Below are 16,965 nucleotides of genomic sequence, written 5' to 3'. Positions count from 1 at the left end.
AACGTGATTGCCGGCGTGCGGAAATCGTCTTGGTGATTGCCTGCGCGGTCGCGATTGATAATGTGCGCCGCGTCAAGAAGACCAAGAAAAGGATATGCTCTTGTCAACTCGCTCTCGCCTGGCGGGCCTTCTCGCCTTTACCGCGCTCACGGCCGTGTCGATCTCGCCATCCATCGCAGCCGAAAGCGCAATCAAGATCGGAAACACCGCACCCTATAGCGGCCCCGCGTCCGCCTATGGCACGATCGGACGCGCCGAAGCCGCGTACTTCCAGATGCTCAACGATCAGGGCGGCATCGGAGGCCGCAAGATCGACTTCGAGAGTCTCGACGACGCCTATTCGCCGTCGAAGACCGTCGAGCAGACCCGCAAGCTCGTCGAGCAGGATGAGGTGCTCGCGATCTTCAGCGCGGTCGGCACCGCGCCGAACATCTCGGTGCAGAAGTATCTCAACATCAAGAAGGTCCCCCAGCTGTTCGTGTCATCAGGCGCGACGCGCTGGAACGATCCGAAGCAGTTTCCCTGGACGGTCGGTTTCAATCCGACCTACGAGCTCGAAGGCAGGCTCTACGCAAAGTACATCCTGAAGACCAAGCCGGATGCCAAGATCGCGGTGATCACGCCGAACGAGGATGCCGGCAAGGACTATCTCAAGGGGTTCAAGGACGGGCTCGGCGAACATGTCGGCCAGATCGTCGCGGAGACCACGTATCTCACGACCGACCCGACCATCGATTCCCAGATGGTGACGATGCGCGAGTCCGGCGCGGACGTGTTCTTCGCCGAAGCGACACCGAAATTCGCCGCGCAGGCGCTGCGCAAGGCGGCGAGCATGGGCTGGAAGCCGCTGATCATCCTGCCGAGCGTCTCCAACTCCGTCTCCGCGGTGCTCGAGCCGGCCGGGCTCGAGAACGTCATCGGTGTCGTGACCGGGCTCTATCTGAAGGATCCGACCGATCCGCGCTGGGCCGACGATCCCGCGCAGAAGGAGTTCTCGGCCTGGATGAAGAAGTATCAGCCGAATGCGAGCCCGGGCGATCTCTTCAACGTGCAGGGATACACCGTCGCGCAGGTGATGACTGCGGTGCTGAAGAACTGCAACGGCGACTACAGCCGCGCCAACATCATCAAGCAGGCGACCAATCTGAAAGCGCTGGAATTGCCGATGCTGCTGCCCGGCATCAAGGTGCAGACCGAGCCCGACAATGTGACGCCGATCCGCCAGATCCAGATGGCGCGGTTCGACGGCAAGTCCTGGGCGCTGTTCGGTGACGTGCTGAGCGACAAGTAGCTGTCACCAACTCCGCTGTCGTCCCTGCCTAGTGCGCAATTGCGCACGGGAGCAGGGACGACGCAGAGTTTGTTGGGCATCCCTCCCGCCTCATTATGACGGCGAGAATAGGTGCTTACCGCAGGCTGGCGTTGATCTTGTCCAGCACGGCTGAGCCGGGGCACAGCGCCTGCTCGCCCAGCGTGTTGAGCGGCGTCTCGACGGTGTCGAGATGGGTGTGCAGGTCCTCGGCATCCGGATCGACATAGAGCAGACCGGTGACGATCTGGCCCTTGGCCGCATGCTTCTGCAGGAAGGTCATCGCGCCCAGCCGATCATGCGGATCGTAGTCGGCGTCGAGCTTGCGCAGCGCGAGCCTGGAGCCGTCATGCTGCTCGACCACCTGCACGGTGCCGGGCGCATAGTCGACGCTGATCGGCTCCCGGCCGACCAGTACGTCGAGCCGGTTCACCGCGTCATTGTGCTCGCGGACGTAGTCGAAACTCTTGGTCGAGCCGGCGTGGTTGTTGAAGGCGATGCAGGGGCTGATGACGTCGATGAACGACGCGCCCTTGTGGCGGATCGCGGCGGCAATCAAGGGAACCAGCTGCGTCTTGTCGCCGGAGAAAGAGCGCGCCACGAAGGTGGCCCCGAGTTGCAGCGCGATCGCGACCAGGTCGATCGCATTGTCGGTGTTGGTGACGCCCTTCTTCGATTTCGAGCCGCGGTCGGCGGTCGCCGAGAACTGGCCCTTGGTCAGGCCGTACACGCCGTTGTTCTCGACGATGTAGGTCATGTTGACGGCGCGGCGGATCGAATGCGCGAACTGGCCGAAGCCGATCGAGGCGCTGTCGCCGTCGCCGGAGACGCCGAGATAGATCAGGTCGCGGTTGGCGAGGTTGGCGCCGGTCAGCACCGACGGCATGCGGCCGTGCACCGAGTTGAAGCCGTGCGAATTGCCGAGGAAATAGTCCGGCGTCTTCGACGAGCAGCCGATGCCGGAAATCTTCGCCACCCGGTGCGGCTCGATCGAGAGCTCGTAGCAGGCCTCGATGATCGAGGCGGTGATCGAATCGTGGCCGCAGCCGGCGCACAGCGTCGAGATCTTCCCCTCGTAGTCGCGATGAGTATAGCCCAGCTCGTTCTTCTTCAGGCCGGGATGATGAAACTTCGGCTTTGCAATGTAGGTCATGTCACGGCCTTGCGGAGAGGGGTCACCTTGAGATGATCCTGGTGGTCGCCGATGGCGTTGGCGATGAAGCGCGCGGTGATCGGCGTTCCGTCATAGTGCAGGATCGGCACCAGCCTGACGGGGTCGATGCCGTTCTCGTTGACGATCAGCTGGCGGAGCTGGGCATCGCGGTTCTGCTCGACCACGTAGACGAAGTCGTGGTCGGCGATGAAGCTCGCGACGCTGGAGTGGAACGGGAAGGCGCGGATGCGCATGCGGTCGAGCTGATGGCCGCGCGCCTCCAGAATCCCGATCGCCTCGTCCATCGCGGGCGAGGTCGACCCGAAATACAGCACGCCATACTTGGTCGGCTTCGCTGCATTGGCCTGCAACGGCCGCGGCACCGTGTCCTGCGCGGTCTCGAACTTGCGCACCAGGCGCTGCATGTTGTCGGCGTAGACGGCGCCTTCCTCGGAGTAGCGCGCATAGCGGTCGCGCGACGTGCCGCGGGTGAAATAGGAGCCCTTGGTCGGATGCGTGCCGGGATAGGTGCGGTAGGGGATGCCGTCGCCGTCGACGTCGAGATAGCGGCCGAAGTCGCGGCCTTCTTCCAGCATCTCCGCCGTCATCACCTTGCCACGGTCGTATTGCTTGGCGTCGTCCCACTTCAGCGGACGGCACAGCCGGTGATTCATGCCGATGTCGAGATCGAGCATCAGGAAGATCGTGGTCTGCAGCCGCTCGGCGAGATCGAAGGCGGCAGCGGCGAACTCGAACGCCTCTGCCGGATCTTCCGGGAACAGCAGCACGTGCTTGGTGTCGCCGTGCGAGGCATAGGCGCAGGCGATCACGTCGCATTGCTGGGTGCGGGTCGGCATGCCGGTCGAGGGACCGGCGCGCTGGATGTTCATGATCACGGCCGGGATCTCGGCGAAATAGGACAGGCCGATGAACTCGGTCATCAGCGAGATGCCGGGACCCGAGGTCGCGGTGAAGGCGCGGGCACCGTTCCAGGAGGCGCCGATCACGATGCCGATCGAGGCGAGTTCGTCCTCGCCCTGCACGATGGCGTATTTCGCCTTGCCGGTCTCGGGATCGTGGCGGTACTTGTTGCAGTGGCTAGTGAAGGCTTCCGCCACCGAGGATGACGGCGTGATCGGATACCACGCGCACACGGTGGCGCCGCCATAGACGGCGCCGAGCGCGGCGGCGCTGTTGCCCTCGATGAATATGCGGTCGCCGACCTTGTCTGACTTCTTCACCCGCAGCCCGAGCGGGCATTTCAGGTTCTGCAGCGCCCAGTCGCGGCCGAGATGCAGCGCGTGGACGTTCGACGAGAGCAGCTTCTCCTTGCCCTTGTACTGCTCGCCGATCAGCTGTTCGACCAGCTTGGGATCGAGATCGAGCAGCGCGCAGAGCGCGCCGAGATAGATGATGTTCTTGAACAGCTGGCGCTGCCGTGGATCGGTGTAGGTCGAGTTGGTGATTGCGGTCAGCGGCACGCCGATGACCGTGATGTCCTCGCGGAATTTCGACGTCGGCATCGGCTTGGTCGAATCGTAGAACAGATAGCCGCCTGGTTCGATCGAGGCGACGTCCTTGTCCCAGGTCTGCGGGTTCATCGCCACCATCATGTCGACGCCGCCGCGGGCGCCGAGATGGCCGTCCTCGGTGACGCGCACCTCATACCAGGTCGGCAGGCCCTGGATGTTGGACGGGAAGATGTTGCGTGGTGAGACCGGTACGCCGTGGCGCAGGATCGAACGCGCGAACAGTTCGTTGGCGGAAGCCGAGCCCGAACCGTTGACGTTGGCGAAGCGGACGACGAAGTCGTTTACGCTGCTGATCGGGCTTTGGACTGACATGTTGATCCCGCTTGAACCATATCGATGAGGTACTTCTGCATGTCCCAGGCGCCGGTCGGGCAGCGTTCGGCACACAGCCCGCAATGCAGGCAGACGTCTTCGTCCTTGACCATCACGCGGCCGGTCTTCAGGTCGCCGGAGACGTACAGCGCCTGGTCGTGATGCGGCGACGGCGCCTTCAGGCGCTGCCGCAAATCATCCTCCTCGCCGTTCTCGGTGAAGCTGATGCAGTCCATCGGACAGATGTCGACGCAGGCGTCGCATTCGATGCAGAGCGGCGCGGCAAACACAGTCTGCACGTCGCAATTCAGGCAGCGCTGCGCCTCGCCGAGCGCGAGCTTGAGGTCGTAGCCGAGCTCAACCTCGGCGCGGATGTCCTTCAGCGCGACCACCTTGTCGCGATGCGGCACCTTGAAGCGCTTGTCGCCGGAGATGTCGTTGTCGTAGCTCCACTCGTGGATGCCCATCTTCTGCGAGGAGACGTGCACCTCGGGCAGCGGGCGCTCGTTGATATCCTCGCCGGACAGCATCTTGTGAATGGAGAGCGCGGCGTCGTGGCCGTGCGCCACCGCCCAGATGATGTTCTTCGGCCCGAACGCCGCGTCGCCGCCGAAGAACACCTTCGGATTGGTCGAGACGAACGTCTTGGGGTCGACCTTCGGCATGTGCCACTTGTCGAATTCAATGCCGCAATCGGCTTCGATCCAGGGGAACGCATTCTCCTGGCCGACCGCAACGAGCACATCGTCGCAGGGGATCGTCTCGTCGGGCTCGCCCGAGGGCACCAGATTGCGCCGGCCCTTGGCGTCGTATTCGGCCCGCACCTTCTGGAAGATGACGCCGATCAGCTTGCCCGCCACGTGCTTGAACGCCACCGGCACCATGTAGTTGAGGATCGGGATGTCCTCATGGATGGCGTCTTCCTTCTCCCACGGCGAAGCCTTCATCTCCTCGAAGCCGGAGCGGACGACCACCTTGACGCTTTCGCCGCCGAGGCGGCGGGCGGTGCGGCAGCAATCCATCGCGGTGTTGCCGCCGCCGAGCACGATGACGCGGCGCCCGATCTTGTCGACATGGCCGAACGACACGTTGGCGAGCCACTCGATGCCGATATGGATGTTGGCGGCGGCCTCCTTGCGGCCGGGAATGTCGAGCTCGCGGCCGCGCGGCGCGCCGCTTCCGACGAAGATCGCGTCGTAGTTCTCGGCGAGCAACTGCTTCAAACTGTCGACGCGCTGGCCGCCCTTGAATTCGACGCCGAGGTCGAGGATGTAGTCGGTCTCCTCGTCGATCACGCTGTCGGGCAGGCGGAATTTCGGAATCTGGCTGCGCATCATGCCGCCGGCCTTGGGATCGCCGTCGAACACGGTGCAGTGATAGCCGAGCGGCGCGAGATCGCGCGCCACGGCGAGCGAGGCGGGGCCGCCGCCGACCAGCGCGATGCGCTTGCCGTTCTTCGGTCCCGGCTTCGGCAGGCGATGCTTGATGTCGTCCTTGAAGTCGGCCGCGACGCGCTTCAAGCGGCAGATCGCGACCGGATTCTCCTCGACCCGGCCGCGGCGGCACGCCGGCTCGCACGGACGGTCACAGGTGCGACCCAGAATTCCCGGGAACACATTGGACTTCCAATTGATCATGTAGGCGTCGCTGTAACGCCCCTCAGCAATCAACCGGATGTACTCAGGAACAGGGGTGTGTGCGGGGCAGGCCCATTGGCAATCGACTACTTTATGAAAGTAATCCGGCGCCGAGATATCAGTCGGTTTCATTCCTACCTTTGACCCGCGCGAAAATGCCTACCCGCGCGGCCTTATCGTTGACGACGAACGCTCACGTGGCGTTGTTCTGGTTTTTGAATTGGATCATAGGCTTATCTTATTAGAGCCATTCCAGAGAAGGCAAAGGCTAAATTGTCCGATCATCAGCTTTCGCGCGGCTGATGCGCGTGTAGCGTTAATCTCGATTGCGTTATGTGGCGGTGCAGCATGCGGCGCACCGCCGCGCGTGTTGGAGCATGATCTTTCTCGGAAAACCGCTTCGCACTTTGCGCTAACGCGGCCGTGCCGGTCCGGATCATGCTTTAGTCGCGCGGAAGATCGCTCTTCGCGATATCCCACAACAGCCTGTAGACGCCGCTGGTGACGACCAGCGGCTTCAAGGCTGCATTGCCGGTGATGGCGGCCGCGGCTGCGGGGACCGCGCCGACGTCGGTGGCGTCGATCAATGCGAACCAGTCGCCGGCGCCGGGATCGGCTTTGTCGGCGTCCGGTGTCAGCGGTTTCGACAGCACCGGATCATTCTCGAGCAGATGCGTCGAGATGATGCCGTCGCGTGCGGCCGGATCGAGTTGTTCCCGCAATGCAGCGCGGAGTTTGTCCGCTCCGTCGGCCGGCGGGCGCAGGCGGATGATGCCGAGCGCTGCGCCTCGGCCGACGCCGCGGCTGATCGTGATGCGCGCCACCCCGCGGATCATGTTCTGGAAGCGCGCGATGTTGGCCTTCGACCAGTCGGTCTGGTTGGCGAGTGCCGTGCGGTAGGCCGGGCTCTCCAGCACGTCGAATGTCGCGGTCGAATAGAGGCTGAGATATTTCGGCTTGCCGTCATGGGCGACGTAGCGGCGGGCTTCCAGGAAGCCGTCGATTGCTACGCGTTCTTCGAGATGCTCGCGGTCGTACCAGCGGTTGAATTCAGCCTCATGTAAGCTGTCGATGTCCATCGATGTCAGCAACATGCCTTGTCCGGCGATCGGCATCGCGTGCTCCTTTTTTGCGTGTTTTGTCGGCGTAATATCGCCTGATAGCGCGGGCCGGGGAAGCCGGTTCCGGGCGCCGCTGATGGTTCAGACCAAGGATTGCCACAATTGCCGCAATCCTGTTCAGCGCGGGTTCACGGAGGTAGCATTTCCATGCAACTCGCTAATTGCTGAAGAGAAAAGGACGGCCGCCATGGCGCGCATTTTGTGGGCATTGATCGTCGGTCTGGTGTCGTTCGCGTCGCTCCCCGTTCATGCTGAGGATCAGGAGAAGCGTCTCGCGCTCGTGGTCGGCAATGGCGCCTATGAGGCCGGCGCGCTGCAGACCGCTGCGAACGACGCCGGATTGATCGCACAGACATTGCAGGCCGCCGGCTTCGACGTGATCGGGGCACGCGATCTCGACGGCGAGACGCTGCGCAAGTCGTTCCGCGATTTTATCCAGAAGGTGCAGGACGCCGGTCCCAACACCGTCGCCTTCGTCTATCTCGCCGGCTACGGCGTGCAACTCACCGGCGAGAACTACTTCGTGCCGGTCGACGCCAAGATCGCCCGCGACACCGACGTGCCGGTCGAGGCGATCCGCATCTCGGATTACAGCCATCAGCTGTCGGCGCTGCCGATCAAGGCCGGCGTGATCGTGCTCGACGCGGCGCGCAGCAATTCCTTCGCCAAGGACAGCCAGCCGCTGGCCGGCGGTCTTGCGCTGGTCGATCCCGATCCGAAGATGCTGATCGCCTTCAACTCCGCGCCCGGCACCGTCGCCCCCGACGGCGCGCCGCCTTACGGGCCTTACGCGCAGGCATTGGCGGAAATGATCCGCGCCGGCGGCTTGACGCTGCCCGAAGTGTTCGACCGCGTTCGCCTGCGCGTCAACGAGATGACCAAGGGCGCCGAGATCCCCTGGAATGCGCAGAAGATCGACACCCCCTTCACGTTCTTCGAGCGTAAGCCGGATGCACCGCCGCAGCAGGTCGATGCCGGGCTGCGCACCAAGCCGATCCGCGATTTCCCGGCGCAGGATGCCTACGCCGCGGCGCTGGAGCGCGACACCCTGCAGGGCTACGAGGATTATCTGCAGGCCTATCCGAACGATCCGCTGGCCAAGCGCGTGCGCGCGATCGTGGCGGCGCGGCGCGAGTCCATCACCTGGCGGCGCACCTACAACGCCGATACGCCTGATGCATATTGGTCGTATCTGCGGCGTTATCCGCACGGGCCGCATGCCTACGACGCGCGGCGCCGGCTCGCTTATCTGTCGGCCGCGCTGGAGCCGCCGGCACAGTTCACGGCGCTCGATTACGACGTGCCGCCGCCGCCGCCCGACGAGGTCGTCTATGTCGACCGTCCGGTGCTCTACTACAGTGATCCGGTGTTCGACTTCGCGCCGCCGCCACCGCCGCCGGTGTTCTTCCTGCCGCCGCCGCCGCCGGACTTCGTCGTGTTGCCGCCGCCGCCGCCGCCGATCGGCCTGTACGTGCTGCCGACGCCGATGTTCGTGGCGATGCCGGCCTATGTCGCAGCACCGGCCTATGTGGTGCCGCCGCAGAACAACATCGTGTTCAACAACATCCACAACACGACAGTGATCAACACCGTCATCAACAATCCCAACCCGACGCCGGCACAACTCCACGCGGCCGGCGTGACGGCGGCGATGGGCGGCGCGCCGGTCACGGCGGCACCGCAACTGCCGGCCGCGGCGATGCAGCGCGCCAATCTGACGCGGCCGGGCGCTCCGCAAGGCGCGACGCCGGCACAGGGCGCGGCCATGGGAGCGCCCGCTGCTGCACCGAACGCAGCCATCGCGCCGAATGCGATGGGGGCGCCGGGTGCGCATACCTTGCCGGGCGCCAAGAACGGCCCGCCGCTGCCGCAGTCGGCGACCGCGCCGGCCACGGCCACGCCGCAGCATGGCGCCGTGCAGCCGGGGGCCGCGCAGCCTGGTGCCGGTGCAAAGCCGAATGCGGTCACGCCCGGCAAGCCGGCAACAGCCATGGCGCCCGCCAACGCGCAACCGGCCACTGCGGCCAAGCCAGGCGCTGCGCCTGCGACAAACGCGCCGGCCCCACCCGCGACCGCCGGCAAACCGGGCACGCGGCAACAGCTCAACCATGCCGCGACCGCGCCGACCACAAACGTGAAGCCCGCAACGGCGCCGTCGCCGGCGAGCCGCGCGACCCCGGCACGGCCGACGCCGGCTGCACGTACGGCGCCGGCGCGTGCCGCGGTGTCGCCGCCGCCGGTCTCCCGGCCCGCGCCGGCGCATGTCGCAGCTCCGCCGCGCGTGGCCGCGCCGCCGCCGCGCGCCGCAGCCGTTGCGCCGCGTCCGGCACCGGCACCGGCGCCGGCACCGCGCGCCGCGCCGCCGCCGCCACGGCCGGCGATGCAGGCGCAACGCGCCGCGCCGCCGCCGCGAATCGCGGCGCCGCCAAGGCCCGCCGCACCACGAGCAGCGGCGCCGGCATGCCCTCCCGGCAAATGCAAACACTGAGGGCACGACACCATGCGCCGAGCAGGTCAGCCTTCACGAGCATCACGGCTTCCGCAGGTGCGCGGAAGCCACCGATCTTTCAGGGAATCCGACTAGCCATCAGGAGCAAGGCAGCAAAGCAACCGATCGGTGCGAGATGGGAAAACTCCCGATGTCGCAGGACGGTCAAGGCTGCGGCCGTGAGAATGACGGCGCAGAGGATCAGACCTGCTGCACGGGTTTCCGGTATAGCGACCAGGATTGCGGCCGATATTTCCAATCCGCCCGTGACTCGGCACCACCACGCAGGATACCCCCATCGAACAAAGTTGCTCCGCGTCGTCGATGTCGCGATCGCATTGAACAGACCTGCACTGGCGAAGGCTGCGGCAAGCAGCCTAATGAATATGATGTGCATGGCTCAAGCGATCGCCAACGAGGAACGCAACTCGTCGATGATCGATGCCCGCGAGGGATTCCAGCCGAGTTCGCGCTTCGCCTTCTCGCCTGAGATGATCTGATCGGAGGCGATCGCATCGGCGAGGCCCCAGAGGACCTTGCGCGCCTCGTCGAGCGGCCATGCCGCTACTCGGCCCCCGGCGCCGCCTAACTCGCTCGCTGCGCGTGCGATCTCGACGAGCCGCGGCGCCGAACCGTGCGCGCCATTGAAGACGGATCGCGCCGGTGCCCGCTCGAGCGCGAGCGCATAGAGATCGGCCAGGTCTTCGGCATGCACGGTCGACCAGCGATTTTGACCGTCGCCGACATGAAGCGCCGCACCATGTTCCTTGGCCGCTGCGACCATCATCATCGCGGCGCCGCCCGAGTTGCCATATACCCAGGCAGGGCGGATGACGACCGGATGGACGCCCTCGGCTCCGGCCGCGAGGATCTCGTGTTCCAGCGCCTGGCGCCAGCGGACCATCTCCACCGGGTTCAATGGAGTGTCCTCGGTCGCTGGCGTGTCGCCCGTGGAGCCGTAGACCAGGCTGCCACTGGTATAGATGAAGCGCTTACCCGTTCCGTGCTGGGCTTCAAGGATTGCACGCGTCGCAATCTCGTCGAGAAACGCTGCGTTCTGGTCGTTGGGCGAAGCGGCATGGATGACGGCGTCCACGCCCCGCACCGCCGAGGCCAAGCTCACCGGGTCGGCAAGCTCACCTATCTCCGCCGCGAAGCCTCGGTCGAGCAGCTTGGCCGCGCTCGCTTCCGACCGGGCGAGCCCCACGATTTCATGACCTCCTTCTTTCAATCGATGCGCTACCGCACCGCCGATCAAGCCGGTCGCGCCTGTTACCAAAACTCGCATGTCGATCACCTCTTCAATTTCGGTGAAGCCAACAGAGCGGAACGGCAATGCGGATGGAAATCGCGAGTCCTGATGTGGCGCTATCGATCGCGCCGATGGCGTCAAGCCGAGGCGGCGATTTTGGTGATGGTGCCGCGCAGCCAGGCGATAGCCCCATGCGTATCCGCCCGCCGGTGCCACATCAAGTGGAGCGGCCAGGTGGGCAGTTCGAGCGGAGGATCATACATCGCTATGCCAACTCCGGTATCAGCGAACCTTCGCGCGACCCGGGAGGCCAACGTCGCGACGAGGTCGGTTCCGGCGATCACGAAGGGGGCGGCCAGAAATTGCGGCAAGCTCAGCACGACGCGGCGTTCGAGGCCGAGATCGGCAAGCCTTAGATCGACGATCCCGGAGTGGTCGCCTTCCGGAGAGACCAGGAGATGGGGTGCCGCTGCGAAGGCCTTGAGGCTCGGGCCACCTGCGAACGCCGGGTGTCCCTCCCGCACGACGCAGGCAAAACTCTCAAAAAACAGCGGGCTGCTGATAATGCGCGCCGACGTCTCGACGGGGAAACCGATCGCGAGGTTTGCCTCGCCGCTGTCGAGCAGCGTGATAGCTTCGTCTCGTCCGAACATCCCGCAGACGCGCACGTTGATGTACGGGGCATCGATGCTGAGGCGGGCCATGAGCGGCGGCAACAAGACGAACGCCGCATAGTCGGTCATCGCGAGCGTGACGGTATTGTCGGCCGTCGCAGGGTCGAAGCCATCGGCCTGTAGCGCGCTCCGGAGAAGCCGGAGCGCATCCGAGACGGGACCAGCAAGGTCATGGGCGCGGGGCGTCGGTTGCATGCCTGAAGGCGTTCGCACGAAGAGCTCGTCCCCAAGGAGCTCTCGCAAGCGCGTGAGTGCCCCGCTCATCGCCGACTGGCTGAGGCCGATCCGCGATCCGGCGCGCGTCACGTGACGCTCCGCGTACAGCGCATCGAAGGCCTTCATCAAGTTGAGGTCGAAGCCGGCTATGTCCATGTGGCCGATCATAAGCGGATGCGCTGAACGGGGATAGCGGCCTTACGTCAAGCGCACACCCCTCGACGGCCCCGGTTGCCGCGTGGCCAGCGAACCGATCCAGGCCGGGGGCGACACTGGTCCAGAACCCGCGACTATCCTGCCCGAGCGCGCAGGCGAACGATGTCGTCACCGACCTGGTGAACAACGTCGTTCTTGACTTGACCTGGGGCTGGTCAAGCAAACGGCGCTAGTCAATAGAGCGTCGGGACGGCTGGGGCGTGTATTCATAGATCCGCCCACCGAACGACCGTCCGCATTTCCGTCAGAAGCGGACAAGAGAGGCGCACTTCGCAATGTCAGCTAGAGCATGATCCGGAAAAGTGGAAACCGGTTTTCCGAAAAGATCATGCTCAAACAAAGAGATGAGATCATGATGCGATTCCGTGGAAACGCATCATGATCTAACGGCCAATTGCCGGCATTCAAACTGAAATCAGTCCCAGGGAATGCTCACGATTTTCGGCTGCGCGGCGTTGCCGCTTTGGAATGAGCCGTGATGCGATCGAGCAAGGCCCCGGCCTTGATCAGGTCCGAGCGTTCGCGGGCTGTGAGGCATGCGTCTATGGCTTCGGTGAGCCAGCGCTCGCCGCGGGCGCGGCTGTCATCGAGAAATCGCTGCCCGGCCGAACTAAGCCGAAGCCTGACCTTACGCCGGTCCTTCTTGTCCGGCGTCCGCACGATCAGCTTGCGCGCTTCGAGGGAGCGCAGCGCTGCAGCAGTATTTGAAGAGCGCATGCCTTCGTCGGCCGCGAGCACCGAAGGTGTGGCCGATTCGCCGTGGCGATCGATCGCACCCAGCACCAGCAACCGCGCCCAGGATCGATCGTCCGCGGTGGCTTCACGCCGCAGCCGGCGGGAAGTGTCCATCAACTGCTTTCGCAATTGCGTGATGTCGCGGTTCCGGCGTTGAATTCCCATATTGCTACTATCAAATAGCTATTGCCGGATAGCAATAGAGACGCAACGCGGTCTCGATGAGGCGGTCCGGCGTGGCGAAGCCTATCGCATTGATTTGGTTTTCAGGAGATGTGGGCTTTCGAGAAGAAGTACGCCTCACTTGCAGTGGATTGAGCCGCGACGCGACCGACCCATCTGGAAGTCAGCCGGAAGTCTATGACCGCACGACGATCACGCTGCACTGGGCGACCGCAATTCTCGTTGCGATCCAGTTCCTGATCGGCAGGACAACTAACCTTCTGCAGCGTGGCCCGCTTCGGGTCGACATCTGGTCCGTCCACGTCCTGTTTGGTTTTGCGTTCGCGAGCGTAGTGATCCTGGGAATATTCTGGCGCGCCACACGCGGCCGTAGATTGCGGCCGATCAGCCGCGGCGTCTTCCACGTGGCGGCGGTGGCAATGCACCGGCTGCTCGATCTGCTGCTCTTGATCATGGTCGCACTGGGCATTGCCAATGTGTTTGCGCATGGTTTCCCACTGTTCAACATTCTGCACTTTCCGAAATTCGGCGGTGACGAATTCATGCGCAGCGTCAATGCGTGGCACGGATTGCTCGCAAATATCATCGTCGCGGTGGCACTGCTTCATTCCGCGGCCGCGCTTTTTCACCGCTATGTGATCAACGACGGAGTTTTGCGCAGGATGTGGCCAACGCAGACTGAGCGGTGAGCGGCGCTATGCTGGAAGTCCACGCGCACTCGTGATGCGCTGCTAGCATGCAGGGCTGGCGATTCAGTCCCCCGCGCCGATCACGCCGGTCGCGTTAATCTCCACCTTGAGCGGCGGGCTGGCCTTTGGCGAGCCAACTCGTTTCACCTCGATTAAGGTCGAGCAGGGAAAGTCGCCAGTGAAGAACTCCCGCCGCGCGCGCCATACCTCGGTGTTTTCGTCGAGGTTGGTGACGTACACCGTGATCGACATGATGTCGTTCATCTTGCCGCCCGCGGCCTGCAGCAGGTCCTTGAACGTCTGGAATATCGACTTGGCCTGCGTGTACATGTCGTCGCCGGGATGCTCTCCCTTCGGCCCCGAGCCGGTCATCCCCGCGATGTGGAAATGACCGTTCACGACTTTCATGTTGGACCAAGTCTGCGGCGGCGCCTCGGCCACCTTGGGCGAGTGGATGGTTTTCATGCTCATGGGTCTCCCTCCTATGAAGCGGGTTGCATCGCGACAGCATAACGGGACCGTGTTCAGCTGCGCCCGAAGGTCGGAAACGGCATGTCGCCTTAGCGTCAATTGCGTCGATCTTGCCTATGCTCGGTGGGGCCGGTTTACCCTCGTCAGCCGACGTGCGGAAGAATGCCGGATTTCGTCGGTATGGGCCAGCAGCAAAACCTGACCTTTCCAAGCGCTTCCTCTGAAACGCTCCTTAAATGGAGCAAAGAAAACGGCGGCAAAATGCTTGAGCTTCTTGTTGACGGCCAGGTTGTTCATCGGGCGATGTTGAGGGAGCCGTTATACGGTGGGCATCTTCAATTCAATAATCCTGACTGGACGGACGAAGCGGCAAACGCCCTCGTGCGACAAATCTCAAAGACCCCGAACGGACAGGTTGAACTCCGGTCGTCATCAAAGTCCAATTAGTCCGACATGCGGGCGTTCCGGTTTATGAGTACGCACCCCAGTCATTGCAGCCAGATCGGCGATCGACTTCATCACGGCGTTGCGGATGCCGGGATCGTAGAGGATGTGGCCCGCGCCATCGACGATGCGGACCTCGCTGCCCGGCCAGCGCGCGGCGAGCGCGTGCGATGTCGCGGGCGGGCACAGCAAATCGTAACGGCCCTGCACCAGGATGCCGGGAATGCCGGCGAGCTTGCCGGCCTCGCCCATCAGTTGGTGCGGCCGCAGGAAGCAATTGTTGGCGAAGTAGTGCGCCTCCATGAACGGCGTCGAGGGCAGGGCGCCTGCGGCCTTGAGGTCGAGCCGCGTCTGCTTCGGCGTGTGTTCCGACAGTACGCGTTCGGTGTCGTGCCAGGCGCGCGCGGCCGGTGCGTGCACGGCGGCGTCGGGATCGAGGATGCGGCGGTAATAGGCCGCAAGCGGCGCCGCTCGCTCGTGCTCGGGCAGGAAGTTGAGGAAGTCCTCCGAGAGGCCGGGATAGAAGCGAGGCAAGGCGCGCAGGAAGACGTCTTCCAGCTCCTCGGCGGTGCCGAGAAAGGTCGCGCGCAGCGCGAGGCCACTGACCCGCTCGGGATGGGCCTCTGCATAGGCCAGCGCCAGCGTCGCACCCCAGGATCCGCCGACCACCATCCAGCGCGCAAAGCCGAACCGCTCACGGATCTTCTCCATGTCGGCAATCAGGTGCTGCGTCGTGTTGTTGTCGCGGCTGCCCTTCGGCCGGCTGCGGCCGCAGCCGCGCTGGTCGAACAGCACGGCGTGAAACCGCTCGGGATCGAACAGCCGGCGATGATCGGGCTGGCAGCCGCTGCCCGGGCCGCCATGCAGATAGACCGCAGGGATGCCGCCCTCGCGCCCGACGCTCTCGACGTGCAAATTGTGGCCGTCGCCGACATCGAGCCATTCCGACGTCAGGGGAGCAAACGGATCGGCGCGCCTGGCGGCCTTGCCGGCGTCGGCATCAGGAGCCATTAGGTTTTTCCTGGCGTTCGTCCGTCTCCAGCGTGCCGCCGGCGAAGTTGCGATACAGGAAACGGTTCTGCGTGCCGGCGGATTCCTGCTGGGCCTGCTTGAAGATCTCCTCGTGCCGCGGCGACAGCGCGCAGGCCGGGTCGGTGTTCCCTGCATCGCCGGTCAGCGCAAAGGCCTGGCAGCGGCAGCCGCCGTAATCGACTTCGCGGAATTCGCAGCTCTTGCAGGGCTCCGGCATCCAGCCTGTGCCGCGATAGCGGTTGAAGGCCTCCGAGTTCTGCCAGATCCAGGCGATCGAATGGTTCGAGCGCACCGACTCGAATTCGAGCCCGGTGATGCTCTCGGCGGCGTGGCACGGCAGCACCTTGCCGGCCGGCGAGATGTTGAAGAACTGGCGGCCCCAGCCGCCCATGCATTTCTTCGGCCGCAGCGCGTAGTAATCCGGCACGACATAGTCGATCGCGAGCGTGCCCTTCAGGCGCGCCTGGGCCTCCTCCACGATGCGGCTGGTCTCCTCGATCTGCGCGACCGTCGGCATCAGCGCGGCGCGGTTCTTCAGCGCCCAGCCGTAATACTGCACGTTGGCGACCTCGAGCCGGTCGGCGTCGAGATCGACCGCCATCTGGATGATGTCGGGGAGCTGATGCAGGTTCTGCCGGTGCATCACCGCATTCACCGTGAGCGGCAGTTCCAGCTCGCGCGTCCATTTCGCGACCTCGAGCTTCTTCCTGTGCGCGTCCTTCAGGCCCGCGACGCGGTCGGCAACCACGGGCTCATTGCCCTGGAAGCTGATCTGCACATGGCTGAGGCCGGCATCGGCCAGCGCCGAGAGCTTGTCCCTGGTCAGCAGCACGGCCGAGGTGATCAGGTTGGAGTAGAGCCCGACATCGGTCGCGTGCTGCACCAGCTCGACGATGTCCTTGCGCGCGGTTGGCTCGCCGCCGGAGAAATGGACCTGCAGCACGCCGAGCTCGGCAAGCTCGCTCAGCACCTTCTTCCATTCCTCAGTGGTGAGCTCGGTCGAGCCGCGGTCGAGCTCGACCGGGTTGGAGCAATAGGGGCATTGCAGCGGGCAGCGGTGGGTGACCTCGAGCAGCACCGCGAGCGGGATGCCGTAGGTCTCGGCTGCCGAGCGCGCTTGCTCGAGCACCGCGAGCCCGTCGGTTGGGCCTGCTGTCGTCGTCTTGTTGTCGGCGAGCGTGTCACTCATGCTGTGCTCTCGCGCGCTTCGGTGAGAAAGCCCTTGTCGGCCAGATCCTGCAGCATCGCGATCACATCGGTTGCGATCGCCTCGCGCGGCGCGGCGTATCTCTCCACGAGCTGGTCGACCATCTCGGCGACACTGCGCACGCCGTCGCAGAGCTGCAGCACCTCGACCGCGATCTCGTCCGGCGCCAGCACGCGCTCCGGCGCCAGGATCACCCAGACCTGCCGCGTCTCGTCGAATTTCAGCTTGGTGTGGCGCGGCAGTTTCGGCCGGCTGGTTTCGCTGACGCTGATGTTGCGGCTGGCCATGATGCTG

General features: G+C 64.5%; 16 protein-coding genes. 4 read left to right on the top strand and 12 right to left on the bottom strand.

The window, feature by feature from the left end:
- Positions 1 to 100 precede the first annotated feature (100 nt).
- Positions 101 to 1,291 (top strand): ABC transporter substrate-binding protein, encoded by a 1,191-nt coding sequence (locus ACVILL_RS02890; protein ID WP_456727761.1) that lies wholly within the window; start codon positions 101 to 103, stop codon positions 1,289 to 1,291.
- A gap of 115 nt (positions 1,292 to 1,406) precedes the next feature.
- Here the strand turns inward: ACVILL_RS02890 and ACVILL_RS02885 are convergent, their stop codons facing one another.
- From ACVILL_RS02885 to ACVILL_RS02870, 4 genes are all read right to left on the bottom strand, one after another.
- Positions 1,407 to 2,462 carry a 2-oxoacid:ferredoxin oxidoreductase subunit beta gene (locus ACVILL_RS02885; RefSeq protein WP_456727760.1) on the bottom strand — a complete coding sequence of 352 codons (1,056 nt, stop codon included), beginning with the start codon at positions 2,460 to 2,462 and terminating at the stop codon, positions 1,407 to 1,409.
- Positions 2,459 to 4,306, bottom strand: coding sequence for a 2-oxoacid:acceptor oxidoreductase subunit alpha (locus tag ACVILL_RS02880; protein WP_456727759.1), 1,848 nt, complete (start codon positions 4,304 to 4,306; stop codon positions 2,459 to 2,461). Before ACVILL_RS02880 ends, ACVILL_RS02885 begins: the two co-directional genes overlap by 4 nt.
- On the bottom strand, positions 4,276 to 6,075 hold the full coding sequence (locus tag ACVILL_RS02875) for an FAD-dependent oxidoreductase (protein WP_456727758.1): 1,800 nt from the start codon (positions 6,073 to 6,075) through the stop codon (positions 4,276 to 4,278). Before ACVILL_RS02875 ends, ACVILL_RS02880 begins: the two co-directional genes overlap by 31 nt.
- Positions 6,076 to 6,386: 311 nt before the next feature.
- A complete protein-coding gene (locus ACVILL_RS02870) occupies positions 6,387 to 7,058 on the bottom strand; it encodes a hypothetical protein (RefSeq protein WP_456727757.1) in 672 nt (223 codons plus the stop codon).
- A gap of 193 nt (positions 7,059 to 7,251) precedes the next feature.
- Between ACVILL_RS02870 and ACVILL_RS02865 the strand changes: the two genes are divergently transcribed.
- Positions 7,252 to 9,552: a caspase family protein gene (locus ACVILL_RS02865; RefSeq protein WP_456727756.1), complete on the top strand. Its 2,301-nt coding sequence runs from the start codon at positions 7,252 to 7,254 to the stop codon at positions 9,550 to 9,552.
- 79 nt (positions 9,553 to 9,631) lie between these two features.
- Here ACVILL_RS02865 and ACVILL_RS02860 read toward each other — a convergent pair whose 3' ends face one another.
- The 4 genes from ACVILL_RS02860 to ACVILL_RS02845 form a co-directional block, all read right to left on the bottom strand.
- Complete coding sequence (locus ACVILL_RS02860; RefSeq protein WP_456727755.1) at positions 9,632 to 9,949, bottom strand: DoxX family protein; 318 nt, start codon at positions 9,947 to 9,949, stop codon at positions 9,632 to 9,634.
- Between the two features lie 3 nt (positions 9,950 to 9,952).
- Positions 9,953 to 10,888 carry an NAD-dependent epimerase/dehydratase family protein gene (locus ACVILL_RS02855; protein WP_456727754.1) on the bottom strand — a complete coding sequence of 312 codons (936 nt, stop codon included), beginning with the start codon at positions 10,886 to 10,888 and terminating at the stop codon, positions 9,953 to 9,955.
- A 53-nt stretch (positions 10,889 to 10,941) separates the two neighbouring features.
- Positions 10,942 to 11,850 (bottom strand): LysR family transcriptional regulator, encoded by a 909-nt coding sequence (locus ACVILL_RS02850; RefSeq protein ID WP_456727753.1) that lies wholly within the window; start codon positions 11,848 to 11,850, stop codon positions 10,942 to 10,944.
- A 492-nt stretch (positions 11,851 to 12,342) separates the two neighbouring features.
- Entirely contained in the window at positions 12,343 to 12,810 is a 468-nt protein-coding gene (locus tag ACVILL_RS02845) for a MarR family winged helix-turn-helix transcriptional regulator (protein ID WP_456727752.1), read from the bottom strand.
- Between the two features lie 71 nt (positions 12,811 to 12,881).
- Between ACVILL_RS02845 and ACVILL_RS02840 the strand changes: the two genes are divergently transcribed.
- Positions 12,882 to 13,517 carry a cytochrome b gene (locus tag ACVILL_RS02840; protein WP_456727751.1) on the top strand — a complete coding sequence of 212 codons (636 nt, stop codon included), beginning with the start codon at positions 12,882 to 12,884 and terminating at the stop codon, positions 13,515 to 13,517.
- Positions 13,518 to 13,580: 63 nt separating this feature from the next.
- On the opposite strand, the gene ACVILL_RS02835 is transcribed toward ACVILL_RS02840, so the two are convergent.
- A complete protein-coding gene (locus ACVILL_RS02835) occupies positions 13,581 to 13,988 on the bottom strand; it encodes a RidA family protein (protein WP_456727750.1) in 408 nt (135 codons plus the stop codon).
- 162 nt (positions 13,989 to 14,150) lie between these two features.
- Between ACVILL_RS02835 and ACVILL_RS02830 the strand changes: the two genes are divergently transcribed.
- A complete protein-coding gene (locus tag ACVILL_RS02830; RefSeq protein ID WP_456727749.1) occupies positions 14,151 to 14,435 on the top strand; it encodes a hypothetical protein in 285 nt (94 codons plus the stop codon).
- Here ACVILL_RS02830 and pip read toward each other — a convergent pair.
- The 3 genes from pip to pqqD are packed head-to-tail and all read right to left on the bottom strand — an operon-like array spanning position 14,421 to position 16,958.
- Complete coding sequence (gene pip, locus ACVILL_RS02825; protein ID WP_456727748.1) at positions 14,421 to 15,443, bottom strand: prolyl aminopeptidase; 1,023 nt, start codon at positions 15,441 to 15,443, stop codon at positions 14,421 to 14,423. The two genes, ACVILL_RS02830 and pip, sit on opposite strands and share 15 nt — an antisense overlap.
- Complete coding sequence (pqqE, locus tag ACVILL_RS02820) at positions 15,433 to 16,653, bottom strand: pyrroloquinoline quinone biosynthesis protein PqqE (RefSeq protein WP_456727747.1); 1,221 nt, start codon at positions 16,651 to 16,653, stop codon at positions 15,433 to 15,435. Before pqqE ends, pip begins: the two co-directional genes overlap by 11 nt.
- The gene (pqqD, locus tag ACVILL_RS02815; protein ID WP_456727746.1) at positions 16,650 to 16,958 is read right to left on the bottom strand and encodes a pyrroloquinoline quinone biosynthesis peptide chaperone PqqD; all 309 of its coding nucleotides are present in this window, start codon (positions 16,956 to 16,958) and stop codon (positions 16,650 to 16,652) included. The genes pqqE and pqqD overlap by 4 nt, the downstream gene beginning before the upstream one ends.
- Between the last annotated feature and the right edge of the window lie 7 nt (positions 16,959 to 16,965).

Source organism: Bradyrhizobium sp. USDA 3364 (assembly GCF_054056355.1).
This window is presented reverse-complemented; position numbering and strand designations above follow the sequence as displayed.